We start from the raw sequence: 24,994 nt of genomic DNA, 5'->3' as shown, positions 1-24,994 counted from the left end.
ATCGTGGAGCCATTGTTGCAACAGATGGAAAAAGAATTGGTTGGACAACGCCAAAACATCCGGCTGCTCGTGACCGCCTTGCTCGCTGGCGGCCATGTTTTGCTGGAAGGAGTGCCGGGAATCGGAAAGACGAAAATGGTTCGTGCTTTGTCGGGACTGATCGGCGGGGAGAGCAGACGAATCCAGTTTACGCCGGACATGATGCCTTCTGACATCATCGGCCATGTCGTATTCAACATGCAGGACAATCGCTTCGAGACGATCAAAGGTCCTGTCTTTGCCAATTTGCTCCTGGCAGACGAGATTAACCGCACGCCACCGAAAACCCAGGCAGCTTTGCTGGAAGCGATGGAAGAAGGACAAGTGACGATTCACGGCGTCACGTACCCTTTGCCCGATCCGTTTTTCGTCGTCGCGACACAAAACCCGGTGGAGTACGAAGGAACTTACGTGCTGCCAGAGGCGCAGCTCGACCGCTTTTTGTTCAAGCTGACGATGCAGTATCCGTCGCACGAAAGCGAGAAGCAAATCCTGATTCAACACGCGCCGTTTACGCGAAAGCAAGAAGAAAAACAAGCGCCAGTCTACAGTCTGGACGATATTTTGGCACAGCGCCGCAAGCTGCAAGACGTTGTGGTCGACGATTCGATTTTCGAGTACATTACCACCTTGATTCGCAAGACGCGAGAAACGAAGCGGCTGCTGCTCGGAGCCAGCTCGCGCGCGGGGATTGCCGTTTTGATGGCCAGCAAGGCTTGGGCGCTTCTGGACGGCAGAGAGTATGTGACGCCGGATGATGTGAAGATGGTTGCCCGGCCTGCCTTGAGGCACCGTCTCATCCTGTCACCCCAGGTAGAATTGGAGGGGGGTACCAGTGACCACATCATCGAAGAAACGTTGGCCGCTATCCCGGTTCCTCGCTGATTTGTTGGCAGACCGCTTCGTTTTGCCGACGAAGCGGCTGCTCGTGCTGTTGCTGCTCGGCGCGCCGATTGCTATCGTCGGCTTTGTGCTTCAGGCGGGCTTTACGGCATTTTGGCTGTACAACGCCTTGATCTTGCTGGCGAGCCTGTTTGATTGGCTGACGCTGCCCAAGCGCAAGGACCTGGAGCTTCGCCGCGTGCTTCCTGAGCAGAGTGATATGGGACAGTCGTTCATGGTCGAGGTGGAGCTGGCAAACAAAAGCGGTCAGTCCGTGTCCTTTGTTCTCCAGGATGACCTGCCGCTGTCTTTTGCGGAAACAGGGCCGATCCATGGCATCATGGAAAGCGGCGAATCGCGTATCAGCTACCAGACGCGTGGCACGGAGCGGGGGCGTTATGATTTTCGCTGGCTGTACTTGCGCTGGAGCGGAAAGATCGGGTTGTGGCATCGGCAAAGCCGTTTTGCTGCTCCCCAGGCGATCAAAATTTACCCGGACTTGTCACAAGTTCGCGGCTATTTGAACTCGTTGCAGGAAAGCTTGATTGTCGACGGCAAAAAAATTGTGCGGCGGGCGAGGGCGGGCTCTGAATTTCATGCGATCCGCGAATACGTGCCGGACGATGATCCGCGCACGATCAACTGGTCGGCGTCTGCGCGCTCCAGGCGTCTGATGACGAACCAGTATCGGCCGGAGCACGGGAAAGTCATTACGATTCTCGTCGACTGTGGCAGGCTGATGGGAGTGGAGCTGAACAACCAGAGCAGGCTTGACCAGTCGCTGGAAGCGGCAATCACGCTCGCCGCTGTCGCACTGCGTCAGGGAGATCAGGTAGCGTTTCTGGCTTACTCGCATGAGATCAAGAAGTACATACCGCCAGGGCGAGGCATGGGGCATTTGCACACGATTTTGGAAGCGAGCTACGACTTGTCCCACGATTTTGTCGAGGCAGACCCGGCCAAGGCGCTGGAGTTTATGCATCGCCAGCAAAAGCGGCGCAGCTTGATGGTGCTTTTTTCCGACATGGAAAATTACCTGGTGGAAGATTTGCTCGTCGGCTATTTGTGGAAAATGCGCCGATCGCACTTGTTTTTGCTGCTCTCGCAAGCCGATCCGGTGCTGCACGAGTGGAGTCGCGTCCCGGTGGAAAACAGCCGATTGGCGTACGTCAAGGCAGTCGCACAGCGTTTTCAGCTCGACCGCAAAGCTTTTCAACAAAAAATGACCGGCGCGGGCATCCAGGTACTCGATGTTCCGGCCGATCAGTTGACGCTCGCGGTGATCAATGCTTATTTGGATATAAAAGCGCGCGAGGCATTGTGAGCCTGGCGTCTTCGCCCGAAAAAATACCAGAGGGCGAGCAGCAGCATGGTGGCAGCCGCGACGAGGTATTTGACCTCCAGGGACAGCGAGGAAGGTGTGATATAGCCTTCAATGATCCCCGCCACAAACAGCAGCGGCAAAGTGGCGAGCAACAGCTGGGCTGATTCCTTGGCTGCCTCCAAAAACTGATGTTTGCGGTCGTAGCGGCCTGGCACAAGCAGACGATAACCCATGTGCAAGCCTGCTCCTCCGGCGATGAAGATCGCAGTCAGCTCGATGACGCCGTGCGGCAAGATGTACGCCCAGAAAGCGTAGCTGCTGTCGGCTTGAAAATAGACGGCAGCCAATGCTCCGACCAACAGTCCGTTGAACAGCAGCAAATAGATCGGAACGAGTCCGAACGTAATCCCGCTCACAAAAGCGAGAATGGCGACTTTCATGTTATTGGTCATGATCATCGTAGAAATAACGGGACTGTTGATGGCGTCGTGCCCCTCGCCGAGTCTGGACGGATCGATCTGCTCGGCCATTCCCTGCGGCAGCACGTAGTACAGGTTGAGCGGATCAGCCAGCACCGCGACGAATCCCGATACGCCGCCGATCACAAAAAGCAGGGCGGCCATCCCGATGAAGCTGATCCGAGTGTGCATCAGCGCAATCAGATGGACGCCGAAAAAATGTCTGAGCTGCTGCCAGCTCCCGGACTGCTGCTTGTACGTCAAGTTGTGGGCGCGGGAGACGAGCTGATTGAGGTAAAGCGTGATTTCGTCTGCTGGATGATACGAGCGAACCAGCGCCAGATGAGCGGAAGCTTTTTTGTACAAATGGGTCAGACGATCTATGTCTGCGGCTGTGATGTGCCGTTGCTTGCGGGTGAATCGTTCGACCAGTTGTTCCAGTTCGGCCCAAGCTGCTTTATGCTTGTGCCAAAACGAGGTAATATCCATGGATATGGCCTCCTTATCTAGTAAAATGAGAGGGAGAAGCGAACCGGCATGAATGAAAATCCATCCATGAACCAGGCGAGCCGAGAAGCGTCTGTTGTCACACCTGAGCATGTCATGCTGCGATTCCAGACAGCGGGATTGGGCAGTCGTGCCGCCGCTCAGCTCATCGACACCGTCATTTTGTTCCTGGTTAATCTTACTGTATTTATTGTGATCGGTATAGTCATTTTTGGGAGGAAAGATAATTTTTTCCTGGATGCGGACAACTATGCATTCGCGATCGGGCTCTTCCTGATTTTTGTCCTAAACTTCGGCTATTTCTTGTTTCTGGAGGCGCTCTGGTCGGGACAAACCGTGGGGAAAAGATGGATGGGGATTCGCGTCATCCGCGACAACGGCCAGCCAGCGACGTTTTTGTCTTCGACGATTCGCAATCTGTTCCGCATCATTGACGGCCTCCCATCCGGCTATTTTCTCGGGGCGCTGGTCTCGTTTTTTCATCCGCGAGACAAGCGCATCGGCGATCTGGTCGCAGGTACGATCGTCGTGGTAGAGGGTGGCGGACGCACTGGCCTTTTCCAAAAAAACAAGCGCAAAAAAGCGGAGAGCCTGGCGTCGTTCCAAGAGCCGCTACTTCTGACTGAAAGCCAAAAACAGTCGTTCACACGGGAGGACTGGGTGCTCCTTTCTACCTTTATGACGAGACAAGCGACACTGTCAGAAGACAAGAAGCTGGAGCTGGGAAGACAGCTCGCAAGCATGCTGCAAAAGAAGCTGGACTACAAGGAAGAGCATGCCGTTTCCGGGGAGCCGCTCCTGTTTTTGCAGCAGCTGTACCGTACGCTGGAAAGAGAGTGGACTCTGGGAAAATAGCCATAACCAGGCGGGCCCACCCACTTTGATGAATACGTGGAGAGACTTGCAACCGAAAAGAGCAGATATCGTCGCAACGAATCGCGATGGTATCTGCTTTTTTTGACCAAAAATTCCACTTTTTTCGCAAACGGTTTGTCGAAAAATAATCTATGTTATAATAAAACCTCATTCTATGTCACAGAAAGGAGGAGGGGGCCGATGAACGACAAATACATGGGAACTTCATCGACTTCGTCAACTACGTTGCCACTCCCGGCGAACGGGAAGCAGGCGGGAAGACGCAAACGAGGCAGCCTGCTGCAGGCATTGTTTCCCTCCAGAACAGAAGGCAAGCGACCACTGCTGCCAATCGCACTCGCTGTACTGGTTTGGGTAGGACTTGCTTATGCAGGTTACGCCTTTGCTGCCCATACGCTGGACAAGCAGCAGCAATTTGTGAACCTGCGGATCAATCAGATACAAGAAGAGAACCAGAAGCAGATGCAAGCTTTGGGAGAGCAGCTGGTGACGGTGCAGGACGAGATGAAAGCGGTGCAGGCTGGTCTTGGCAATCTGGAGGAAGACCTGCAATTGACAGGCGAAACAATCGGCGGAACGAACAAAACAAAAGAAGCCTTGCAGGATCGGATTGACCAGCTGAACAAGCAACTGGTTGATTTGAAGGCGTCGCTGAAAAAACTGGAGGATGCCGCTCGTGCTTGGTAAAGTCAACCGCTTTTTCCTGTTCCTGCTGGCACCAGCTCTCGGCTTCCTCGTTGCCTTTTCCACGATCCAGCCTGCGGAAACGTTGCAGGCAGAAGGTTTGGCGCTCTCGGCACACGAATCGAAAAAGCTGGCGGATGACTTGGGGCAGCAATTGGATGACACGAAGACAAAGCTGCGCAACGTCGAGATTGTCGTGGAAGATATTCGCGATCGCGCCAAGGCGGAGCAAAAAGATTACGAAGAGCAAAACAAGCACATCAACAACTTGCTTGTGACGAGCAGATCGCAGACACAAAAGTCGGCGGATGTGCTGGACACGATTTTGTCGAACATGCTCGGCAATCCAATCGGGCAGTCTTTCGGGAAAAAGTCGACCGTCAAAGTATATTCGCTGCAAGAAGCGGGCTATCGCGGATATATGGCGAAAGTTCGCCTCCAGGACCCGAGCGCCTTGAAGATGGTCCTGGCGAACAACTCGGTCAAAAGCAAAGGCGAGACGACAAGCCACGCCGGCAAGCGCACGGGAGCTGTTCTGGCGATCAACGCCGGAGGCTTCATGAGCGACAGCAAAGGCTATCTCCAGCCGCTCGGCATTACCGTTGTTGACGGCAAGATTCGCACGTTTTCCAACAATTCGAATCTGAGCTTCGTCGGCTTCAACAACAAAGGCCACCTGGTGGGAGCGAACATCAAGACCCAGGCGCAAATTACCCAGCAGGGCATTTTGCAAGGGGCGAGCTTCTTGCCAAGGCTGCTCCAGGACGGGAAACGCTTGCCGATTCCCCGCGCCTGGGCGAATGCTCGCCAGCCGCGCACGCTCATCGGTCACTTCGATAACGGCGACTTGCTCGTCATCGTGATCGACGGCAGAAGAGAAGGCTGGAGCAATGGGGTTACGCTCGAAGAAGCACAGCGCAAATTGCAAGAATTTCACGTTGTCGATGCATACAATCTCGATGGCGGCGGCTCCAGCGCGTTTTATTACAACGGCAAACTGTTGAACAAGCCTTCTGGCGGGAAGGAACGGCCTGTTGTCAGCAATCTGGTGATCATGCCGTAAATCAAAAAACGATTGGAATGATGCACACTCTTCCGACGAGGCACAGCGCTCGCGTTCGGGAGAGTGTTTTTTTCTTGGCAAGAGAGCGGACGGGTTGACCGGAAAAAATGCTGAAAATTATAATAATAGCAAAAGGAAGCAATAACCAGGGGGGATCGTATGAAAAAAAGGACAGTGCTAGCCCTCTCGTTCGTTGTCGTTTGTTCGCTTGCGCAGTTTGCCATTGCCAAAGTTCCCGGCGTTCCGGAAGGCGTAGATGGCGCCACAAAAGGAATCGTAGCGGTCTCCCACCCTGCGGCCGCACAGGTTGGCCGCGACATTTTGGCCAAGGGCGGAAATGCCATTGATGCCGCTGCCGGAATCCAGCTGGCGCTCAACGTGGCAGAGCCGTACATGTCAGGAATCGGCGGCGGTGGTTTTATGCTGATTTACTTGAAGGATCAGAATAAAATTACGATCATCGACAGCCGCGAAGTCGCTCCGGCCAAGGTGACCGCTGACATGTTTCTGCAAGCGGACGGAAAGCCGATCCCGTTTGAACAGCGGCATACTAGCGGCAAGGCAGTCGGTGTGCCCGGGACTTTGCTTGGCGTGGCAGAAGCGCTGGACGATTACGGTACGTGGGATTTGCCGCAAGTGCTTGCACCTGCCATCGAGCTGGCGGAAAAAGGCGTGCGCGTCAACTGGGTGACGGCAGACTACATCGCCAAGTCGCGCGACAAGCTCGAAAAGTATGCGACTGCGGCGAAGGTGTTCCTTCCACAAGGACAACCGCTTGCGGAAGGGCAAATTCTCGTGCAGCCCGATCTGGCAAAAACGTTGAAACTGATTCGCGACAAAGGACCGGACGCCCTGTACGCAGGGGAAATTGGGCAAGCGCTTGTCCAGGAAGTGCAGCGCACAGGCGGCACGATGACGATGGATGATCTCAAGGCTTACCAGGTCAAGGAACGGGAGCCGATCCGCGGCATGTTTCGCGGCTATGAGGTGATCTCCATGGCTCCGCCCAGCTCGGGTGGCTTGACCATGATCCAGATTTTGAAGCTGATGGAAGGGTACAACAACCAGCAGGACGGCTTCGGGTCCGTGACTTATTTGCATCATCTGATAGAAGCGAACCACCTCGCATACGCTGACCGGGCGGCGTACATGGCAGACGAGGATGTGTATCCCGTGCCCAAGCAGGGACTGCTCCACGACGATTACATAAAAGAACGGCGCAAGCTGATTGGAGAAGAAAAAGCCAATTCGCAAGTAACGGCTGGCGATCCGTGGCGATTCGATTCTGGTCGCAAGCCTGAGGTTGCCTTCAAGCTGATCGACAATTCGCCAGTCAAGCAGACGACTCATTTTTCCGTTATGGACAAATGGGGCAATCTCGTCTCGTACACGACAACGATTGAGGACGTCTTTGGCAGCGGTGTGATGGTGCCAGGCTACGGCTTTATGCTCAACAATGAGCTGACCGACTTTGACGCGGTACCTGGAGGTGTCAATCAGGTGGAGCCTGGCAAGCGCCCGCGCTCCAGCATGACACCGACGATCGTGCTGAAAGACGGGAAGCCGTTCCTCGCTATCGGTTCGCCAGGCGGATCGACGATTATCGCTTCCGTGTCGCAGACGATTCTGAATGTGATTGACCACGGCATGAGTATTGAGGAGGCGATCCGTGCGCCACGCCTTTTTTCCAGCGAATATCCGCATGTCTCCTGGGAAGCGGGGATTGATCAGGACGCCATTTTGCAGTTGATGGCAAAAGGTCATGTCTTTGCCGAGGAGCCGACGGATATCGGCAATGTGCAGGCGATCGTCTACGATTTTGAGACAGGCAAAATGTACGGGGGAGCGGACAATACGCGAGAAGGGACTGTGCTGGGCGTCGACGCCATCGCCTATACAGCCGCTGAACCGCCGGAAGTTTCGTATGAAGCGGGAGAGCCGTTTGCCATCTCGGTAAATGGGCAGACGTACCCTTTTTTGGCCGAGCAAAAGCTGGTCGCAAAAGGCATCGCGTATGTGCAAGCGGACAAATTGCTGCTCGGTTTGGGCGCGGGCTCAGAAGACTTCCGTTCAGACGCCCTCACCGTAAACGGCACGGAGTATCTCCCGGTCAAAAAAGTCGCGGAAAAGCTCGGATATGCCGTTAGCTGGGATGAGCGCGCGCGAGTGATCGCCTTGAACAAATAAATTCGCATGAGCGAAAGGTGGAAGCGACATTGAAAAAAGTATTGGTACTCGGGGGAACCCGCTTTTTTGGCAAGCGTCTTGTGCATCTGCTGATTGAATCGGGAGCAGATGTGACTGTGGCGACGAGAGGCTTGACCGAGGTAGACTTGCCGCCGCAGGTGAAGCGGCTTGTAGTTGACCGCGACGATAAAGCTTCGCTGGCAATCGCGGGGGAAGAGCAGTGGGATATCGTGTACGACAACATTTGTTATTCCTATCAAAATGCGCTGGACGCATGTGAAGTTTTTCGCGGCAAGGTCGGCAAATACGTGTTGACCTCTACCTTGTCCGTCTATGATTATGCGGAGCAGGCGCTGAAAGAGGAGGAGTTTGATCCGTATACGTATCCGCTGCGCCCGGGAACTCGCGAGGGCGTCAGCTATCAGGAAGGCAAGCGCCAGGCCGAAGCGGTATTTTTCCAGACGGATGCCTTTCCTGTTGTCGCCGTGCGTTTTCCGATCGTGCTTGCGGAAGAGGACTACACGCGCCGACTGCATTTTCACGTTGAACATGTCCACGAGGAACAGCCGATCGGGCTGGAAAATCCGCAAGCGACCATGTGCTTTATTCACGCTGGCGAAGCCGCGAGATTTTTGCAATGGGCGGGAACGGGCTCTGTGACAGGGCCAGTCAATGCCAACTCGCACGGCACGGTGACGTTGCAAGCTTTGCTCGACAACATTGCGCAAGCCGTGGGGAAACCGGCGCGCATTCAGCCAGAAACCGCTCCTTCCGACCAGTCGCCTTTTGGATTTCCCCATTCCTTTTTCATGGACAACAGCAAGGCAGCTGCCGCAGGATTTGCCTTTTTGACCCTCGAATCTTGGCTGCCAGCGCTTATTCAGACGATTGCAAAAGAAACAATGCATGCAAAAGCGTGACAATCCGTCCTTTTTTTTCGTCTAACTCCATGGTAAGGTAAAGCAGAACATATGTGTCTGTATGGAACCAGGAGGACAGGTCATGAACAAGAATCGCACCAATGGTCTTGCCATCGTCGCCGCATTATCCGTAGCGCTGCTCAGTGGATGTGAGGCACCATCGCTGGATGGATTGCTCTCGACAAACAATCCGTCCCAGCCAGCAGGGAATACAGCGACAACGGCAGATGGTACACAAACAAACACAGCGGAGCCAACCGCGGGAGATTCCTCTCGCAGCAAATGGGCATCACTGGCGGAGACAATCCAGGACGTCAATGGAGTCCCGACGGTTACGAACCCGACTGATCTCGCCGTTGTCGTAAACAAGAAGCGGGCCTTGCCTGCTGACTATATTCCACCTGATCTGGTGGAGCCGAACGTCCCGTTTCCTTTTGATGAAAAAGTGGAAAAACGCATGATGCGCCAAGAAGCCGCCCAGGCGCTGGAGGAACTGTTTGCAGCTGCCAAGCAGGATGGCATCGAGCTGTACGCGGTTTCCGGCTATCGTTCGTACAAGACGCAAAAATCGTTGTACGAGACGTATGTACAGACACAAGGAGCGGAGCACGCCGCGGCGTACAGCGCTGTGCCAGGAAAAAGCGAGCATCAGACAGGGCTTGCGATGGACGTCTCTGGCGCCGATGTGAAAACGAGGCTGGAGGAATCGTTTGGAGAAATGCCGGAAGGGAAATGGCTGGCCGAGCATTGTGGTGAGTACGGCTTCGTCATCCGCTATTTGAAAGGCAAGGAAGACACGACAGGATACGCCTATGAGCCATGGCATTTGCGCTATGTAGGAAAAGACATGGCGAAAGACATCATGGCAGCGGGCCTGACGCTGGAAGATTACTTGTCTGCAAAGGCAACGGCTCAAAAGTAACCACCTCCCTTTCAGCGAAAATGTCTCGCCGCTTTCACAGAAAAAAGCCGCTCTACAAGGAGCGGCTTTTCCTATTCCTGCATATGCTTGTGAGACAGCAGGTCGTTATTTCGGCAGTCGGATATCCGTCAGCGGCCAATAGACGGCCTCTGCACGACCTACTACGTGGTCGAGCTTGACGGGGCCGATGACGCGGCTGTCCATGCTGTTGTTGCGATTGTCTCCCATCACGAACACACTGCCTTCCGGGATCGTAATCGGAGCGAAGTCTTCCGTCAACACCACTCCGGCAGCTGATGCTTGCAGCTTGTTGTTGGTCAAATACTCTTCGCTGAGCGGTTGCCCGTTGATGTACACCTGATCGTTTTTGGCCTCGACGGTATCTCCGGCTACGGCAATGACACGTTTGATCCAGTTATCGCCGCTCGCATCCGGATGGATGATGACGATATCGCCTGGCTTAGGCTCCTTGAGATAATAGATCGCCTTGTTGACGATGACACGTTCACGGTCGTGCAGCGTGCTCTCCATCGAGCGTCCTTGAACGACGTAGGGAGCCATGACAAACACGTAGATGAAGGCAGTCAAACCACCAATCAAGGCAAACGATTTTAACCAGTCGAGCAATTCTGTTTTCCATTTCGCTGAGCTTTTGGCTTGTTCCATCGACTTGATCTCCTATGTACATGGTTTCTTGGCAACGGATTGCCGTGGACAAAAGGGCGTCCAGTAGACGAGACTGCTCCTTTATTATACATGCAATACGAATGGATACGAAATAAGATTCAAGGAAATAAATGCCTGCTTGCCAGGAGAAAAGTTGCTGTCACGATTTTGCCATCTTCGCCTATTGTCAGTTTTTCCTGTTTGAGGTAAGATGATGTTGCAGATAAGTTTTACAGTAAAAATATTAAATAGTAAACACTTTGTCTCGGCTCATACATATCTTTCGCGGAAAGAAATAATTTTGGAAGGTCTATTGATCTTCATGTACTTTGCCTATATAGTTTTATAGTAAAAGTACTTATATTATTTACTTTCTGAAAATAGGTGATGTTGTGAGCGACATGTCCCGCGCCAGTAAAATCGAGGAACTGGATCGAGCATTTGTCGAGATGGCCCGCTTCTTTATCAGCCATTGGCTGGAAGAGGAAGGGTTGATTAGTCCCAAGCAGTTTATCTTGCTACGCGTGCTTCATCAAAAAGGGCGAAGTACGGTTTCTGAACTGGCGACCATACTCAAGCAGTCCAACAGTGCAACCACGATTGCTCTCAATCGGCTGGTGAAAGTCGGTTACATCGATCGGGTTCGTGACGAGCTGGATCGAAGAGTCGTCTGGGTGACGCTGTCGCAAAAAGCGATTCCGATGCTGGAAGGACTTTTGTGCCAGAGAAGGGCACTGGTTGCGAAACTGCTAGAAAACCTGAGCGATGAAGAAGTCGAGCAATTCACGTACTTCTTGCGCAAAATGAAGCAATGCATGTAGCACTGTCAAGCGGGTAGCAGGTCAGGGGCATTTCGGGAGACAATGTGTGTACTAGGAGAATGGAGTGTACACATATGAGAAAAAGCAGCACACTGATGATGGGTACTTTGGTTTTGGGAGCAGCATTGTTTGCACAAGGAGCTTGTGCCGAGGAAGCTTCCGTGAATACAACAGAAGCTTCTACTACGACTGCGGCACCAGCAACTGAAACAACAGCGGCACCAACTACGACAGCACCAGTGGTTAACCAGACGCAAGCAGGAGCACCTGTTCAAGGCGCATGGGTTAAGCTTCCAGGTGAAGACGAGTATGTATTTGTGAGCGGAACATTCGTTCCTTCGGCAAACTCCGCATCCGGCTGGGTACTCATGCCGAACGAAGATCAATTTGTTGCGACAAACAATTACCAAATCGTGCAAGCGCCTAACAGCGGCTGGGCTTTCATGCCAGTAGAAGACCAGTTCGTTACAAAAAACAGCTTCCAAGTCGTGCAAGCACCAAACTCCGGCTGGGCTGCGCTGCCGAATGAAGATCAATTCGTCATTCTCGGTGACAAAACACCAGTATTCTCTCCTTCAGCTGGCTGGGCTGCTGCTCCAAAAGAAGATGAGAGTGTTACAATCGGACGCAACGCAACACAAGATATCACAAACAGAACTGGCTGGAGCCCAATGGTTCCTGCATCTGACAGCGACAAGTAAATCACTCGATAAAAAGACGCTTCGCCTACTTGGGCAAGGCGTCTTTTCTCATCTTTTTCCCGCGATGGCTAAATCAGGCGGGGCTCGCGCACACTATACCGATGAAAAAAGCGGAAGGAGCAGATGAAAGATGAGAGAAGAACGCAATCAAGCACCGAGCGGGCAAATCACGCAGGCAGGGAACATGGACGCAACGTTGTATCAGGTGGACGAAGAGGACGCAGGGGGATTAGCGACTACGCAAGAATTGCTGAGCGACATTTACAAAATGGGGACGATCGAGGACAGAGGCACAGCGCAATAATAAGGAAGAGTGATGACAGCAACAAGCCAGCATGCTCGGTAGACGAAGGCTGGCTTGTTGTTGTGTGCATTTGATAAAATAAATTTTATTGACTTGTCGAGATTTATCAGCAAAAATACAATTGGAATCAGAAAATTTAAAAAGGGTGTGTCACGCATGAGAGACTCTCGCTTGGAGCAATTGGCTTACAACTTGGTTAACTATTCCGTTCGTGTACAACCAGGAGAAAATGTCCTGATCAATGCCAAAGGAAAAACGCCTGAACTGGTAGCGGCTCTGGTTCGTGAGATTTACAAGGCAGGAGGCAGCCCGCACGTTCAGCTGATCGATCCGGCTGTCAGCCGTGAGATCGCCATGAATTGCAACGAAGAGCAATTAAAAGCAATGGCGGCACACGAAGTAGCTCTGATGGAAAAAATGCAAGGCTACATCGGCATCCGCGCAGCCGACAACATCAACGAAATGGCAGATGTGCCGGGCGACAAGCTGGGCATGTACTCCCGCCTGTACGAGCTGCCGGTGATGAACGTTCGCGTACCAAAGACAAAATGGGTCGTGCTTCGCTATCCGAACCCGTCTATGGCCCAATTGGCGAACATGTCTACGGCTGCATTTGAAGACTTTTACTTCCAGGTGTGCAATCTGGACTACGCAAAAATGGACAAGGCGATGGACAGCCTCGTTGACTTGATGAACCGGACAGATGAAGTTCGTCTGGTAGGACCGGAAACAGACCTGACTTTCTCCATCAAAGACATCCCTGCGGTCAAATGTGCAGGACTGCGCAACATTCCTGACGGCGAAGTGTATACAGCTCCGGTGAAAAACTCGGTGAACGGAACCATTACCCACAATGCGCCTACACCGTACCACGGCTTCACTTTTGAAAATGTTCGCCTGACCTTCCGGGATGGCAAAATCGTGGAAGCAACCGCAAACGACAGCCAAAGACTGAACGAAATTCTCGATACAGACGAAGGCGCTCGTTATATCGGCGAGTTTGCCATCGGGGTCAATCCTTTCATTCGCAATCCGATGAAAGACATCCTGTTTGACGAAAAAATCGACGGAAGCTTCCACTTCACGCCAGGGCAATGTTACGACGAGGCGTACAACGGAAACAAGTCTTCCGTACACTGGGACATGGTTTCCATCCAACGCCCGGAATGGGGCGGGGGAGAAATCTGGTTTGATGGCGTCCTGATCCGCAAAGATGGCCGATTCGTCATCCCTGAACTGGAGTGCCTCAATCCGGAGAACTTGAAGTAAGCCTGGACGCTATCTTTTACTTGTCATATTGGCGCAATCTCTCTTGCGCCAACTGCATGTCCATCTCAAGCTGGAAGAGCATGTGCAGATTGCTGGTAGGCATGATCGTGCGCCGGGCCGAATGATAGAGAGTAGGCTTTAGCGATTTGATAATCGTCATGATCTCCACCATGGGCGGGATGACTTGCTTGATTCGGAGCAGGCTCTGCAAGTAACGGAGAAACTTTTGGATGCTGGCAGCGTCATCCTGATTGGGCAAAGTCTCAATCAAGGCACAGAAGTCGCGAACAATCATTCGTTTTGTGTCCAGAGGCTCCACTATATTAGTACGATTCACGATGGCTCCACCTCTCGGGTATGGGTAACGTTTTTCTTTTCTATTCCTCGATTTGCCCATAAGTAAACATGAAAATAGGAAAAAAGTCTGTAGAATTGAAAAATAGAAAGTTCATTATAACCAATAAAAATAAGTAATCACACACAAAATGTTTGACTGATTGATGGGGCCAAGTAAACTAACGGGCAGGTTTGAGAAAGAGTCTTGTTAAGCGAGTGGACGAAATAGCGGAACTGCGGCTCAACTCATTCCTTGCACAATATAACAGAAAGAGCAGGAGGGAAACCTCTCTGCTCTTTATTCATTTTACTTACCCACTGGACAACATTTTGTATGAATGTAACCATTTGTTTTTGGCGAGTATCACCTACAAAAGGCGAAAAAGTGATTTCAATGAAGGCAAGGAACAAAATCTAGTATTCGACATAAATAGACTTTATTTTCAGTATACATATGAAACTGTATATGGTAAATTATGGATTGAATCGAAAGGTGGAGGGATTGTGGTGGTCAAAAAGCTAAATAATCACAAAGTTCGCATCGTTTTCATGTTTACTCTTTCATTAATGCTGACGATTGGTTCTGTAATAGCTTCGGCGAAAGATTATAAGCTTACTATGCCTCCAACTGAACATTCTGTCATTGGAGATTTTGTGTTTATTTTTAAAGGTGATAGCGTTTACTATGAATGGAAAAATAGTGGGAGTACGCATGGTGTAGGTTTTGGAGTTTATTACTTTGATGGTCAATCTAGCACACTGATAGCAAATAAAACTGCTGGATCTGGTAACGGTGGTGCTTGGGATTCTTTCACAGCACCTTATACGGGTAATTACTTTTTAAAAGCAAACTGCGGTGGCGAAGGACAAACTGGATGTAAAGGGTCAGGATTTATTCGATATGAACTTTAAAAAAAGGCACTCGGGTTAAACAGGGACTGACCCCCGTGCGTAGGACAGGGATCAAAACACCTTAGCTATTTAAGCAGCCAGTTGCCGAAATTGAATCGGTGACTGGTTGTTTAGTTTCGTTTGAATGCGAATTGAGTTATAGTAATGAATGTAGCTTTGGATAATCTGCACAACGATGGCCGTCGTCGTACAGATAAAATTATCGAGATAGAACGTTTCAGACTTTAGTGTGGAATGAAACGACTCGATGGGGGCATTATCAGCGGGCGTACCCTTACGGGACATGCTCATGGTAATGCCTTTTCCCTTAACTGCTGCTTGATACGCCTGAGACGTATACACGCTGCCCTGATCGCTATGTAGCATCATTCCAGGTTGGTCTGGCAGTTGATATAGCGTATCGAGGACAAGCGATGTGTCTTGTTTGTCAGAAATACTGTATGCCACAATCTCACCGTTGTACAAGTCCATGATGCTCGATAAATATAAAAGTTTACTTCCGTAAGGTAAATAAGTAATGTCGGTCACTAATTTCTGCATGGGGGTACTTGCTTGAAATTGTCGCAGCAGGAGATGATCTGCTACATAAGAAGGTTGTCCTGTTGTCTTTCGTTTCTTCATCCTCACTCGGCATTGTAGTTGTTCACGCTGCATGATACGTTGTATTCGTTTATGATTAATTGACATCTCAGCTCGCATCAGTGCTGTAATCTTTCTGTACCCATAACGGAACTTATGTTGAATACAGAGTTGCCGAATCTTTTCCACAACTAAATCCTCGTTTCTTTTCGCGTATGCAGCTTTCCAACGGTAGTAGGTAGAACGAGGGATACCAAGCCACGCGCAAGCTTGGCTCACGCTTACTTGCCCACGAATGGACTCCATCCAAGGAACGATTACTTCTGGTGACACCTCCTTTCCCACTCCTCTAACTTTTTTAGAACGTCCAGTTGTTGTTTAAGAAAACGATTCTCTGCTTTGACTTGTTCCAGTTCAGAATCGTACATCGGCCCTTTTCCATAACTATATTGCTTTCCTACAGGCTGTTGAAGACGATGAATGTCTCCGCTCTGATACCAGCGCATCCACTGTTGAATTTGGGTCTTATTTTTAATATTTAGTTCCTGCATGATCTGCTTTTTGGTGACACCTGCAAGACGCATTTCAATTGCTTTCATTTTAATTTCTACGGGATAACTAACTCTAGTTGCCAACGCAAAAACACCTCCAAGGTTGTCCCCATATCTTACGACATGGTCAGGTTCTCTTGAAGGTGTTTTGATTTGTCTCACATTACGGGGTCAGTCCCAACATGACTCGAGCGCCTTTTTTGCTACTCAAGAGAATTGGCTACTTTTAATAAATCATCCATTTTTTCGCTCTTACCATTTTTTGCAATTCCTATTTCGTAAAATAAATTATTTTTCTTGAAACGAATAAAATCAGCCATGTAATTATCTGCATGAAGATACTCAGCTTTGGTACCATCCACCAAGGTGATCATTTCCGGTTGGATTTTTAGAGGATTATTGCTTTGTACATAAATGGATATAGAGAGTAGCTCATTTGTTTGAGTGTTGTAGTAATCAACCGTTAATCGCTGAAGAAGTTCATTAAAACGACCACCTGTATGCGTGGGGGTAAAAGGAATGGACTGAGGGAGTAAAATGTCTTTGTGATAAGTTTTTTCAAATTGCGATACAGATACTTTAAGCGGAGCAACATTTCCTAATGGTTTATTGGGATCAACGTCTAATGGGTCTTTCGGAGCAATGGGCTGAAGAATGCTTAGACTTAAAATAAGGGTCAACACTTTACCGATGAACATAAGTTCAATGATCCTCCTTTAATCTTTGAAATATACATTCTTGCGTCATGGTGTCTATTTAGCCCCAGTGCCAGCGTAGCTGACATAATCGGCATACGAACAGAGTGTTGTGCGGCTTGATTTTGTTCGCATACTCACCATTTGCGGAATTTTACACATGGTAATTCCGCTTATCCCTCTTTTCGAATATTTGCATGGTTATTTTTCACTTTCATAAACCACCTTTTCTTCCAGCGGTATTCTTACGCGCAACAGCAGCCAGGCGTTTAATATCGTGAAGACAATGGCTGTGGTCACGGCAGAAAACGTCAGCGGCAGGGTGATCAGCTCAACTGCGACTACGAGGTAGTTCGGATGGCGCATGACACGGTAAGGGCCTCGCCGGATCGGCTGTTCACCCGGTATGACGAGGATTCGCGTGTTCCAGCGTTTGCCCAGACTGCGTATGCACCAGTAGCGCAGCACCTGAGCGGCCAAGAACAAGCCGAAACTATACGCCCACCAAGCGGGAAGGGCAGCGGCCGGATTCGTGGAGGCGACTTCGGCTATGAGACTTGCGAAAAACAGCACATGGAAAAGCACGATGTACTTGTAATGTCCGGCTCCAATCTCCACGCCGCCGATGGAGCGAACGTAGCGGGCGTTGCGCGCGGCGAGCAGCAGTTCGCCCATGCGTTGCAGACCGACAGCAGCGATCACCAACCAAAAGAACAGCATCTCATCTACCTCGCTTCCAGCAGGAGCAGTTCGGAGCTGAACCCAGGCCCAAGCGCAGCTACCAAGCCGCGATCGCCGCGGTTCCACGGCTGCTCCATGCTTTTTTCCAGAACAAACAGCACAGTCGGGGATGACATGTTGCCAAAATGGCTCAGCACCTCCTCGGAGTGGCGGGTTGCAGCAGCGTCGATGCCAAGGGAGGATTGATAGGCGTCGATCACTTTTGCACCGCCTGGGTGAAAAATAAAATGGCGCAAGTGCTCCACTGTCGTTTGATGCGGCGTCAGGAAACGGTCGACATTTTCGCGCATGTACGTCTGAATCAGCGTGGGAATGTCGCGGGAAAAGATCACCTTCAGCCCCGGCTCGGTCAGCTCCCAGCCCATGACGTCAAGGGTGTCCGGCCACGTTGTCGTGCGAGCGTCGCAAAACTGTATGCTCGGTGCAGAAGCGCCTTTTGAGACAGGGACGCTGTCGCCGCTAACCACGACAGCGGCTGCTCCATCACCGAACAGGCAAGTGGCAACGAGGTTGCTTTTGGACAAATCTTGCCGGATAAAGGTCAGCCCGCACAGCTCCACGCTGATGAGCAGCACTCTGCGCCGAGGATAGGCGCCTGTGTATTCGCAGGAACGGGACAAGCCCATCGCTCCTCCGGCACAGCCCAATCCCCACAGGGGAATCCTGGTAATGTCGGAGCGCAGCCCCAGGCTGTTGACCAAGCGCGAATCGATGCTGGGCGTAGAAATCCCTGTGCTCGATACGAATACGAGGCAATCGATATCGGTCGGTTCCAGCCCGGCTTTTTGCAAGCATTTTCGTGCTGCTTCAAGCGACAAAGCTTCTGCATGCTGGATGTACAGCTGATTTTTTTCCGCGAAAGGCCGATCGTCGGAAAACCAATCCATTGGCATGCAAAAATGCCGTTTCTGGATGTTGCTATGGGCAAATACGTGCAGCAGCCGATCGATATCAGGAAAAGCATCCTGGAAAAAATGCCGGGCCAGCTGCATGGAATCTTCCTGGGTAATCTCATGAGGGGGAACGGCTGTCGAAACCGCATCGATACGGGGCATACGTTTTTCTCACTCCCGTTTGTCAGTTTGTGGCAATACAAATAGGCTTCCCCTTCCAATTGATCCCAATTCATCGTTTTCGAAACGATGCAGCCGATAGCATTTGCCAGAAACGAAACGAGGAACGCTGGTCTGTTTTCGCAATCATAATTCACCTGAACACACAACTGGGCAAAGGAAAAAGCCAGCATGCTGACGAGTGGCACCCCGCCTTCCGCACCTGGCTTTTTGCGTAATCAGATTCGATGCTATTGGGATAGCGACTGCCCGCTTTCCGCATGCTCGGCAAGCGTCGCTTTTTTGACAAAACGGTATTGAAAAAGTCCGCCGATGAACAGGAGCAGTCCGAGAATCGAGAACCAGAACGCACCGCCGATTCCTCTGAAAGCGACGGCTCCGACAGAAGGGCCGATCGTTCCGGTAATCCCCCAGTTTGCCCCGAAGATGGCGAAGTAACGGCCGCGGTACTCCTCGGGGGCCATCACAGAAATCGCTTTCTGAATTTGCGGCCCGTACAGCATCTCGCCGATGGTGAACAAAATTTCCGCGAGCACGAGGATGAGGAAGCCAGGTGCCCAGCCATAGCCAAACCCGACACAGGCCAAAAACAGGTAAGCCACGAGAATGACCCGATGCGCAGGGAAGCGCTCCGCGAACTTGGCAATCGCGATTTGGCAACAGACGACCAGCACGCCATTGATCGTCATCAGGGTGGCAAAGACATTGAGAAAGTCCGTGTACTGTGTCCGCAAATGCTGAGGCAAAATGATTTCTACCTGAGAGTACAGAAGCGAGACAGGGATGGCGGCAAGCGTCATCCAGAAGAGCGTCGGATGCTCGGAAAGCTTGAGGCGAGGGCCTTGAGCGGTTTTGGCGGACTGTTTCGCCTGCGCTCTGATGTGATCTGGCAGTGTCTCAGGAATCTTCAAGAAGATGAGCAGACTGTAGACGAACAGCGTACAGGAACAGAGGCCAAAGGCGATGGCCGGATTGATTTTGTAAATGGCGACGCCGATGAGCGGGCCAGCCGCAGCGCCGAGATTGAGGGCTGTGTGCAAAAGGGCGAAAACTTCGCTGCGCTTTTCCTCAGGGACGACATCCGTAATTTGCGCGCTGGCAGCAGGCCAAAACAGCGAAGCGCCGACTCCGTTCAGGACGGTCAGGGCGGCAAACGTAAAAATCGACTCGGCCCAGATGTATCCAGCCATCGAGATCGCTTCGATCAGCAAAGCGGCGATCATCAGCGGCTTTCGGCCGTAGCGGTCAGAGAGACTTCCGGCGAAATAACCGGAGACGATGCTCGTCAACGGCTGCAGACTGGTGACCATAGCAGCCACGAGCAGATTCCCGTCCATCTTGTCATACAGATAGAAGGCGAGGAATGGGCGAAGCATAAAGCCTGCAAAAGTCGTAAGAATGGTCCCGATGACACGAATCCAGATGGTGGTGTCGTAGCGGGCAAGAATGTGATGAAACCAGGCCATGCAATTCATTCCCCCTGATCGATCAAGTTTATTTTGTAAGTATAGCGTACCCGTTAAGCGAAAAAAAAGAGGGTTGAGATAAACGGGAAAATTCCGACAAAACAAGCATAATTCACTTAATTCAGATAGATGAACATGAGATTTAGCAGATTGGTTCTTGAACAGTGACATAAACATAGGTAAAATATTCCTAACAATAAGGACAAAGGACCCATTTCTGATTGTTTAGGTGGGTCTTATGTAATGTATTGCTACATTGGATGGACCGGAGGTGGAGTGTGCCTTGGACTCACGCTGGATTGGCATGGGTGTGTCCTGTCTGATTATCATGATTTGGCTCTTTGTATGTGGGTTGCCTACCGAACTGTCGACGGTGTCATTCGTCGCCTTGGCCGCTATGATCCAGATCGCAGCTGGGTACAGGTTGGGAACATACGTAAATCGTCTGCGCCAAATGGCCTATCACGACTCGCTTACAGGCGTGTTGGTCAATCGCAGGTTTTTGGACAAGTTGATCCGCGAGATCAAGCTGGCGAAAATCCAGCAATATCCCGTTACGCTCTTATTCATCGATTTGGATAACTTTAAAAAATTCAATGATTGCCATGGTCATATGGAAGGGGATCGGTTGCTCTGCCAGTTCGCTGCGATTTTGCAAGCGAGTGTCCGCAGCCAGGACACGGTCGGGCGCTGGGGCGGCGAAGAGTTTGTCGTATTGCTGAAGCATGCGGATACACAGCAAGCGCTGGCAATCGGCGAGCGGATTCAAAACCAGGTCAGACAATCGCTGTCCGGCGTAACGGCAAGCATCGGCGTCGCTTCCTACCCGCATCATGCTGCAACAGCTGAGGAGTTGACACACAAGGCAGACACGTTGATGTACGAGGCCAAAAAACAGAAAGATTGCATGATCGTGGCCACTCATTAAAGATAAAAAAACAATAGATGGCAAGACTAACACCTGTATCCTTTTTGGGGGGACAGGTGTTTTTATGAGCAATTGTAAAGGAGGTTTACAAAAACTTAATATTATTTTAAAGAAAAATCTACACACTTGCCCTTGAATTTAAATTTACGTCAACAATAACTTTCGATATAATCGTTTAGGTGTGATTTATCCAAAGGAGTGAAGAAGGACCGTATGTTGAAATCTAACAAGTATATCTTCTTTGATCTGTTTGAACAGCAGATTGCCACGGTGCACAAAGGGACTCATCTTTTTTATGAAATGATAGGCAACTATCAGGATGTAGAAGCCAAGGTTAAGGCAATCAAAGCTGTTGAAAAAGAAGGGGATGAAATCGTTCGCCGAATCATGAACGAGTTGAATTCTACCTTTATCACTCCACTTGAGCGGGAAGACATTCACCAGCTCGCTCATACAATGGACTCGATGATCGATTACATTGACGGGGTTGCCGATCGCATGTACCTCTATCAGGTTCGCCAGCCAGAGCCTCGCGTTTTGGCGCAAGCAAACATCTTGGTGAAATGCTCCGCGAAGCTGATCGAACTCATCCGCACCTTGCGCAAGCTCGATCATCAAGTCGTCTCGAAAATTGCTAGAGAAATCAAAGACCTGGAGCACGAATCCGACTCGAATTACCGCAAAATGGTGTCCGATCTGCTGAACTCGCCAGATGCGAATCCGATCGAAGCAATCAAGCTCAAGGAAATTTACGACAAGCTGGAAGACTGTGCCGATTTTGCCGAGGACGTTTCGAACCTGGTGGAAGGGATCGTGTTAAAGAATGCTTGATCTTTCGCCAGAGGTGATCATTCTCGTTCTTGTCGTCATCATGGCGCTTAGCTTTGACTTCATCAACGGTTTTCACGACACGGCCAACGCTATTGCAACCTCTGTATCGACCCGAGCTTTGAGCCCGCGTACAGCGATTGTGATCGCCTCGCTATTCAACCTGCTCGGCGCCTTGACGTATACGGGTGTAGCGAAGACGATCGGGGGAAAAATTACGGACCCGTTCAAGCTGGAAAATGGACTGGTTGTCGTTTTGGCCGCTTTGACAGCAGCGATCTTGTGGAATTTGATCACTTGGTGGTTCGGTATCCCAAGCTCGTCCTCGCATGCCATCATCGGTGGCGTTGCTGGTGCTGCGGTTGGCGCATCCGGCTTTGGCTCCATCAACATGGAAGGCTTCATTGAGATCGTCAAAGCATTGATCATTTCGCCAATCGTCGCTTTTGTTATCGGTTTTATTGTGATCAAAATCGTATCTGCTCTCGTGGCAAATACGGCCTATCATAAAACAAATCGCAGCTTCCGAATGCTGCAAGTCTTGTCCGCTTCCTGGCAGTCATTCAGCCACGGAGCCAACGATGCCCAGAAAACAATGGGTGTCATTACACTGGCATTGCTTTCTGGCGGCTTCCTCGTGCAGGAGCCGGGCGAGTTTACCATTCCGTTGTGGGTGAAGCTGTCTGCTGCGCTTGCCATGGCTTTGGGAACATCTTTTGGCGGCTGGCGGATCATCAAGACGATGGGTGGTAAGATTATGAAAATCAAGCCAATCAGTGGCTTTTCCGCCGACCTGTCTTCTGCCTTGATTATCACAATCTTTACTACTTTGAAACTGCCTGTCAGTACGACGCACGTAATCACTTCCTCCATTTTGGGGGTAGGGGCGTCACAAAAGCTGAACGCAGTGAAATGGGGCTTGGCTGGCCGAATCATCGTTACCTGGATCATTACGCTTCCGGTGACGGGTCTTCTCGCAGCTGCCTGTTACGTTGTCTTGGACGTTTTCCTGTAAAGGGAACGATACATGTCAAAAAAGACACCTTTCCTACGATGCCATTTCGTAGCGAGGTGTCTTTTTGCTTATCCAGCCCCGGTCAACCGCTCCCACAAGCTGGCTTTCGGCTTGATTTGCACGAGCCGCACAGCCGAAAAAGGGATGTAGTCGAGCGAGCCGTCCCGTTCCTCGATCAAGATGCCGTTCACGCTGTAATCGTACAGCTTTCCGTCCACATACGAGGCAAGCCCGGGTCCAACCTTGTCCGGTGAAAAATGGATGCGGACGGGCCGATCCAAATACTCTTCCAATAGATTGTCATCCATCTGAAAACCCCTCCTGTTCTCTTAGTTATTTCCTGCATTGCGACAATTCAGACGAGGGAGACGAAAAAAACCACTCTGCCAGCGAGGCGAGAGTGGTTTTTGCAATTGGTTTGATTGCTATTCCATTGAATTTTGAGAAGGTCTGGACTGCTTGCTTTTGCGAGCGAAGACCAGCATCAGGATGGCGCCGAGAGCGATCAGGCTCAGACTGACCAGCTGGGCGACCCGGAGCGTGTCGGCAATCAGCAGGCTGTCTGTGCGCATTCCTTCAATGAAGAAGCGTCCGATTGAATAAAGGATCATGTAGCTGAACAGCACTTGACCATCGAATTTTTTCAAACGGTAGAGCAGCAGCATCAAAATGCCGAAGACGACCAGATTCCACAGCGATTCATACAAAAAGGTCGGGTGATAATACTGTCCGCCGATAAACATCTGATCGCGGATAAATGCCGGAAATTTCGCCATGAACTCAGCAGAGACCGTCTCTCCGTGTGCTTCCTGGTTGATAAAATTTCCCCAGCGGCCGATAGCTTGCCCCAGAATGACACTGGGCATGAAAATATCAGCCAGGCGAAGGAAGGGCAGATTGTGCTTGCGAATGTAGTACGTCCCCGCCAGAACTCCCCCGATCAGCCCGCCATGGATGGCGAGTCCGCCTTTCCAGACGGCGAAAATATCCATCAGGTTGTCTTTGTACTGCGCCCACTCAAATACAACATAATACAGACGGGCGCACACAATCGCTGCCGGGATGATCAGAACGACCATGTTCAGGACGTGGTCAGGATCGATGCCGGAACGTTTGGAATTGTGCCTCGCGAGGTATGTCCCGAGAAAGAAAGCCAATCCCATAATAATGCCATACCAGTGAATTTTAAGGGGTCCGAGCGATATTGCGATCGGATCAATCATGAAAATGCCTCCTTGCCTGAAAACGTCTGTGCACAGTATAGCACATCTGGGCGGCATGATTCCAACTAGAAGACTAGCGAGCGTGCAAAAAGTCAAGGATGGGATCGAGGGATGCTGGCTTGTCCGGTTGGGAGACGGCGGAAAAGAGATCCCCCAGCTCGCGTAGCCGCTCCGGGACGGTATGCACGGTGTAAGCGGAGGGATGAGCCTGCGGCAGCTCTTCCCAGCGCAGCGGAGCAGAGACGGTCGCAAGTTTTTTTGCCCGTGTGGAATAAGGCGCAGGAAGTGTCTTGCCCCGCCAATGCTGGAGGTAGTCGATGTACAGCTTGGTGCCGCGGTTTTTGACCATGCGCTCGATAGTCAAAAAAGCGGGATGCTTGCTGACGAGATAGGAAGCGATAAAGTGCCCGACCTGTCTCGTTTGTTCAAACGCATAGCGGCGTTCAATCGGAACGTACACTTGCAGGCCGCTTGCACCGGACGTCTTGACGTAAGCGGGCAGCTTCAGCTCATCGAGCAGTTCTTTTAATAGAAGAGCTGACTCAATCACCACCGAGAAGTCGTCTGTGGATGGATCGAGATCAAACACCAGCTCTGTCGGTGTTTCGTCGGCAGCCAGGTGAAAGGAAACATGCCACTCCAAAGCGGCCTGATTCGCCATCCAGAGCAGCGTGGCTTCATCGTTGCATAGCACATAGCGAACGTTTTCCCACGTATGAGTCTTGATCCAGTCAGGCGCATAGTCCGGGATGTTTTTTTGATAAAAATGCTTGTCGTGAATCCCGTGCGGGTAGCGGATCACGGTGAGCAGCCGATCATGGGCGTAGCGGAGCATGTAGGGAGCAACGGTCAGCAAGTAACGCAAGTAATCGAGCTTGGTCACGTTTGCTTCCGGCCAGAGCGGTTTTTCAGGGTTGCTGATGCTGATTGTACGTTCGGCGATGGTCAGCTCGTATTCTTTGGTTGCATAAGCCACGGCGGCACCTTCCTTTGGACGGCAGATGTGCTCCTACTTTCTCCTGAT

27 protein-coding genes are annotated in these 24,994 nt (G+C 51.1%); 16 read left to right on the top strand and 11 right to left on the bottom strand.

What is annotated here, in order from left to right:
* Positions 1 to 3: 3 nt before the first annotated feature.
* Together HP435_RS17400 and HP435_RS17395 are read left to right on the top strand one after the other, a co-directional pair.
* On the top strand, positions 4 to 924 hold the full coding sequence (locus HP435_RS17400; protein ID WP_122965123.1) for an AAA family ATPase: 921 nt from the start codon (positions 4 to 6) through the stop codon (positions 922 to 924).
* Positions 875 to 2,245 (top strand): DUF58 domain-containing protein, encoded by a 1,371-nt coding sequence (locus tag HP435_RS17395; RefSeq protein WP_122965124.1) that lies wholly within the window; start codon positions 875 to 877, stop codon positions 2,243 to 2,245. The genes HP435_RS17400 and HP435_RS17395 overlap by 50 nt, the downstream gene beginning before the upstream one ends.
* Here HP435_RS17395 and HP435_RS17390 read toward each other — a convergent pair.
* On the bottom strand, positions 2,212 to 3,192 hold the full coding sequence (locus HP435_RS17390; RefSeq protein ID WP_122965125.1) for a stage II sporulation protein M: 981 nt from the start codon (positions 3,190 to 3,192) through the stop codon (positions 2,212 to 2,214). The genes HP435_RS17395 and HP435_RS17390 overlap by 34 nt on opposite strands.
* A gap of 48 nt (positions 3,193 to 3,240) precedes the next feature.
* Here HP435_RS17390 and HP435_RS17385 point away from each other — a divergent pair, with 48 nt between their 5' ends.
* From HP435_RS17385 to HP435_RS17360, 6 genes are all read left to right on the top strand, one after another.
* Positions 3,241 to 4,065, top strand: a complete 825-nt coding sequence (locus HP435_RS17385) for an RDD family protein (protein WP_122965126.1) — start codon at positions 3,241 to 3,243, stop codon at positions 4,063 to 4,065.
* A 201-nt stretch (positions 4,066 to 4,266) separates the two neighbouring features.
* Positions 4,267 to 4,773 carry a coiled-coil domain-containing protein gene (locus HP435_RS17380; protein ID WP_122965127.1) on the top strand — a complete coding sequence of 169 codons (507 nt, stop codon included), beginning with the start codon at positions 4,267 to 4,269 and terminating at the stop codon, positions 4,771 to 4,773.
* Complete coding sequence (locus HP435_RS17375) at positions 4,763 to 5,833, top strand: phosphodiester glycosidase family protein (protein ID WP_122965128.1); 1,071 nt, start codon at positions 4,763 to 4,765, stop codon at positions 5,831 to 5,833. The genes HP435_RS17380 and HP435_RS17375 overlap by 11 nt, the downstream gene beginning before the upstream one ends.
* 159 nt (positions 5,834 to 5,992) lie before the next feature.
* The gene (gene ggt / locus HP435_RS17370; RefSeq protein ID WP_173599675.1) at positions 5,993 to 8,020 is read left to right on the top strand and encodes a gamma-glutamyltransferase; all 2,028 of its coding nucleotides are present in this window, start codon (positions 5,993 to 5,995) and stop codon (positions 8,018 to 8,020) included.
* Positions 8,021 to 8,049: 29 nt separating this feature from the next.
* On the top strand, positions 8,050 to 8,940 hold the full coding sequence (locus tag HP435_RS17365; protein ID WP_122965130.1) for an NAD-dependent epimerase/dehydratase family protein: 891 nt from the start codon (positions 8,050 to 8,052) through the stop codon (positions 8,938 to 8,940).
* A gap of 82 nt (positions 8,941 to 9,022) precedes the next feature.
* Positions 9,023 to 9,862 carry a M15 family metallopeptidase gene (locus tag HP435_RS17360; protein ID WP_122965131.1) on the top strand — a complete coding sequence of 280 codons (840 nt, stop codon included), beginning with the start codon at positions 9,023 to 9,025 and terminating at the stop codon, positions 9,860 to 9,862.
* A gap of 105 nt (positions 9,863 to 9,967) precedes the next feature.
* Here the strand turns inward: HP435_RS17360 and lepB are convergent, their stop codons facing one another.
* Entirely contained in the window at positions 9,968 to 10,528 is a 561-nt protein-coding gene (gene lepB / locus HP435_RS17355) for a signal peptidase I (RefSeq protein WP_122965132.1), read from the bottom strand.
* Between the two features lie 392 nt (positions 10,529 to 10,920).
* On the opposite strand from lepB, the gene HP435_RS17350 reads away from it, so the two are divergent.
* The 4 genes from HP435_RS17350 to HP435_RS17335 all read left to right on the top strand — a co-directional run bounded on the left by HP435_RS17350 (position 10,921) and on the right by HP435_RS17335 (position 13,623).
* Positions 10,921 to 11,349 (top strand): MarR family winged helix-turn-helix transcriptional regulator, encoded by a 429-nt coding sequence (locus HP435_RS17350; RefSeq protein ID WP_122965133.1) that lies wholly within the window; start codon positions 10,921 to 10,923, stop codon positions 11,347 to 11,349.
* Between the two features lie 74 nt (positions 11,350 to 11,423).
* Entirely contained in the window at positions 11,424 to 12,050 is a 627-nt protein-coding gene (locus HP435_RS17345) for a hypothetical protein (RefSeq protein WP_173599676.1), read from the top strand.
* Positions 12,051 to 12,180: 130 nt separating this feature from the next.
* Positions 12,181 to 12,354, top strand: coding sequence for a hypothetical protein (locus tag HP435_RS17340; protein WP_173599677.1), 174 nt, complete (start codon positions 12,181 to 12,183; stop codon positions 12,352 to 12,354).
* A gap of 156 nt (positions 12,355 to 12,510) precedes the next feature.
* Positions 12,511 to 13,623, top strand: coding sequence for an aminopeptidase (locus HP435_RS17335; protein ID WP_063229818.1), 1,113 nt, complete (start codon positions 12,511 to 12,513; stop codon positions 13,621 to 13,623).
* A 16-nt stretch (positions 13,624 to 13,639) separates the two neighbouring features.
* Here HP435_RS17335 and HP435_RS17330 read toward each other — a convergent pair whose 3' ends face one another.
* On the bottom strand, positions 13,640 to 13,960 hold the full coding sequence (locus HP435_RS17330) for a hypothetical protein (protein WP_173599678.1): 321 nt from the start codon (positions 13,958 to 13,960) through the stop codon (positions 13,640 to 13,642).
* 215 nt (positions 13,961 to 14,175) lie between these two features.
* On the opposite strand from HP435_RS17330, the gene HP435_RS17325 reads away from it, so the two are divergent.
* Entirely contained in the window at positions 14,176 to 14,871 is a 696-nt protein-coding gene (locus tag HP435_RS17325; protein WP_173599679.1) for a hypothetical protein, read from the top strand.
* 69 nt (positions 14,872 to 14,940) lie between these two features.
* Here the strand turns inward: HP435_RS17325 and HP435_RS17320 are convergent.
* From HP435_RS17320 to HP435_RS17300, 5 genes are all read right to left on the bottom strand, one after another.
* A protein-coding gene (locus HP435_RS17320; RefSeq protein ID WP_122966905.1) for an IS3 family transposase occupies positions 14,941 to 16,085 on the bottom strand; the annotation gives its coding sequence in 2 pieces (ribosomal slippage) (positions 14,941 to 15,812 and positions 15,812 to 16,085; 1,146 coding nt in all).
* Positions 16,086 to 16,204: 119 nt separating this feature from the next.
* Positions 16,205 to 16,699: a hypothetical protein gene (locus HP435_RS17315; protein ID WP_173598903.1), complete on the bottom strand. Its 495-nt coding sequence runs from the start codon at positions 16,697 to 16,699 to the stop codon at positions 16,205 to 16,207.
* A gap of 198 nt (positions 16,700 to 16,897) precedes the next feature.
* The gene (locus tag HP435_RS17310; protein ID WP_173598902.1) at positions 16,898 to 17,416 is read right to left on the bottom strand and encodes an isoprenylcysteine carboxyl methyltransferase family protein; all 519 of its coding nucleotides are present in this window, start codon (positions 17,414 to 17,416) and stop codon (positions 16,898 to 16,900) included.
* Between the two features lie 5 nt (positions 17,417 to 17,421).
* Positions 17,422 to 18,492, bottom strand: coding sequence for a type III polyketide synthase (locus tag HP435_RS17305; protein WP_122965137.1), 1,071 nt, complete (start codon positions 18,490 to 18,492; stop codon positions 17,422 to 17,424).
* A gap of 248 nt (positions 18,493 to 18,740) precedes the next feature.
* Entirely contained in the window at positions 18,741 to 19,976 is a 1,236-nt protein-coding gene (locus HP435_RS17300) for an MDR family MFS transporter (protein WP_173596467.1), read from the bottom strand.
* Positions 19,977 to 20,259: 283 nt separating this feature from the next.
* Between HP435_RS17300 and HP435_RS17295 the strand changes: the two genes are divergently transcribed.
* From HP435_RS17295 to HP435_RS17285, 3 genes are all read left to right on the top strand, one after another.
* Positions 20,260 to 20,904, top strand: a complete 645-nt coding sequence (locus tag HP435_RS17295; protein WP_122965139.1) for a GGDEF domain-containing protein — start codon at positions 20,260 to 20,262, stop codon at positions 20,902 to 20,904.
* Positions 20,905 to 21,117: 213 nt separating this feature from the next.
* Positions 21,118 to 21,735: a DUF47 domain-containing protein gene (locus HP435_RS17290; RefSeq protein WP_005836349.1), complete on the top strand. Its 618-nt coding sequence runs from the start codon at positions 21,118 to 21,120 to the stop codon at positions 21,733 to 21,735.
* On the top strand, positions 21,728 to 22,747 hold the full coding sequence (locus tag HP435_RS17285; RefSeq protein WP_122965140.1) for an inorganic phosphate transporter: 1,020 nt from the start codon (positions 21,728 to 21,730) through the stop codon (positions 22,745 to 22,747). The genes HP435_RS17290 and HP435_RS17285 overlap by 8 nt, the downstream gene beginning before the upstream one ends.
* A 68-nt stretch (positions 22,748 to 22,815) precedes the next feature.
* Here the strand turns inward: HP435_RS17285 and HP435_RS17280 are convergent, their stop codons facing one another.
* The 3 genes from HP435_RS17280 to ligD form a co-directional block, all read right to left on the bottom strand.
* Entirely contained in the window at positions 22,816 to 23,055 is a 240-nt protein-coding gene (locus HP435_RS17280; RefSeq protein WP_122965141.1) for a hypothetical protein, read from the bottom strand.
* 117 nt (positions 23,056 to 23,172) lie between these two features.
* Positions 23,173 to 23,970 (bottom strand): prolipoprotein diacylglyceryl transferase, encoded by a 798-nt coding sequence (gene lgt / locus HP435_RS17275; protein WP_122965142.1) that lies wholly within the window; start codon positions 23,968 to 23,970, stop codon positions 23,173 to 23,175.
* Between the two features lie 73 nt (positions 23,971 to 24,043).
* Entirely contained in the window at positions 24,044 to 24,946 is a 903-nt protein-coding gene (ligD, locus tag HP435_RS17270) for a non-homologous end-joining DNA ligase (RefSeq protein WP_173596469.1), read from the bottom strand.
* Positions 24,947 to 24,994: the final 48 nt, after the last annotated feature.

Source organism: Brevibacillus sp. HD3.3A (assembly GCF_013284375.2).
GTDB lineage: Bacteria > Bacillota > Bacilli > Brevibacillales > Brevibacillaceae > Brevibacillus > Brevibacillus parabrevis.
This window is presented reverse-complemented; position numbering and strand designations above follow the sequence as displayed.

Coding starts and splice junctions, on each gene's coding strand:
- HP435_RS17390 (WP_122965125.1), bottom strand. CDS start 3,192: ATGGATATTACCTCGTTTTGGCACAAGCATAAAGCAGCTTGGGCCGAA.
- HP435_RS17385 (WP_122965126.1), top strand. CDS start 3,241: ATGAATGAAAATCCATCCATGAACCAGGCGAGCCGAGAAGCGTCTGTT.
- HP435_RS17380 (WP_122965127.1), top strand. CDS start 4,267: ATGAACGACAAATACATGGGAACTTCATCGACTTCGTCAACTACGTTG.
- ggt (WP_173599675.1), top strand. CDS start 5,993: ATGAAAAAAAGGACAGTGCTAGCCCTCTCGTTCGTTGTCGTTTGTTCG.
- HP435_RS17360 (WP_122965131.1), top strand. CDS start 9,023: ATGAACAAGAATCGCACCAATGGTCTTGCCATCGTCGCCGCATTATCC.
- lepB (WP_122965132.1), bottom strand. CDS start 10,528: ATGGAACAAGCCAAAAGCTCAGCGAAATGGAAAACAGAATTGCTCGAC.
- HP435_RS17345 (WP_173599676.1), top strand. CDS start 11,424: ATGAGAAAAAGCAGCACACTGATGATGGGTACTTTGGTTTTGGGAGCA.
- HP435_RS17340 (WP_173599677.1), top strand. CDS start 12,181: ATGAGAGAAGAACGCAATCAAGCACCGAGCGGGCAAATCACGCAGGCA.
- HP435_RS17335 (WP_063229818.1), top strand. CDS start 12,511: ATGAGAGACTCTCGCTTGGAGCAATTGGCTTACAACTTGGTTAACTAT.
- HP435_RS17315 (WP_173598903.1), bottom strand. CDS start 16,699: ATGTTCATCGGTAAAGTGTTGACCCTTATTTTAAGTCTAAGCATTCTT.
- HP435_RS17310 (WP_173598902.1), bottom strand. CDS start 17,416: ATGCTGTTCTTTTGGTTGGTGATCGCTGCTGTCGGTCTGCAACGCATG.
- HP435_RS17305 (WP_122965137.1), bottom strand. CDS start 18,492: ATGCCCCGTATCGATGCGGTTTCGACAGCCGTTCCCCCTCATGAGATT.
- HP435_RS17300 (WP_173596467.1), bottom strand. CDS start 19,976: ATGGCCTGGTTTCATCACATTCTTGCCCGCTACGACACCACCATCTGG.
- HP435_RS17290 (WP_005836349.1), top strand. CDS start 21,118: ATGTTGAAATCTAACAAGTATATCTTCTTTGATCTGTTTGAACAGCAG.
- HP435_RS17285 (WP_122965140.1), top strand. CDS start 21,728: ATGCTTGATCTTTCGCCAGAGGTGATCATTCTCGTTCTTGTCGTCATC.
- HP435_RS17280 (WP_122965141.1), bottom strand. CDS start 23,055: ATGGATGACAATCTATTGGAAGAGTATTTGGATCGGCCCGTCCGCATC.
- lgt (WP_122965142.1), bottom strand. CDS start 23,970: ATGATTGATCCGATCGCAATATCGCTCGGACCCCTTAAAATTCACTGG.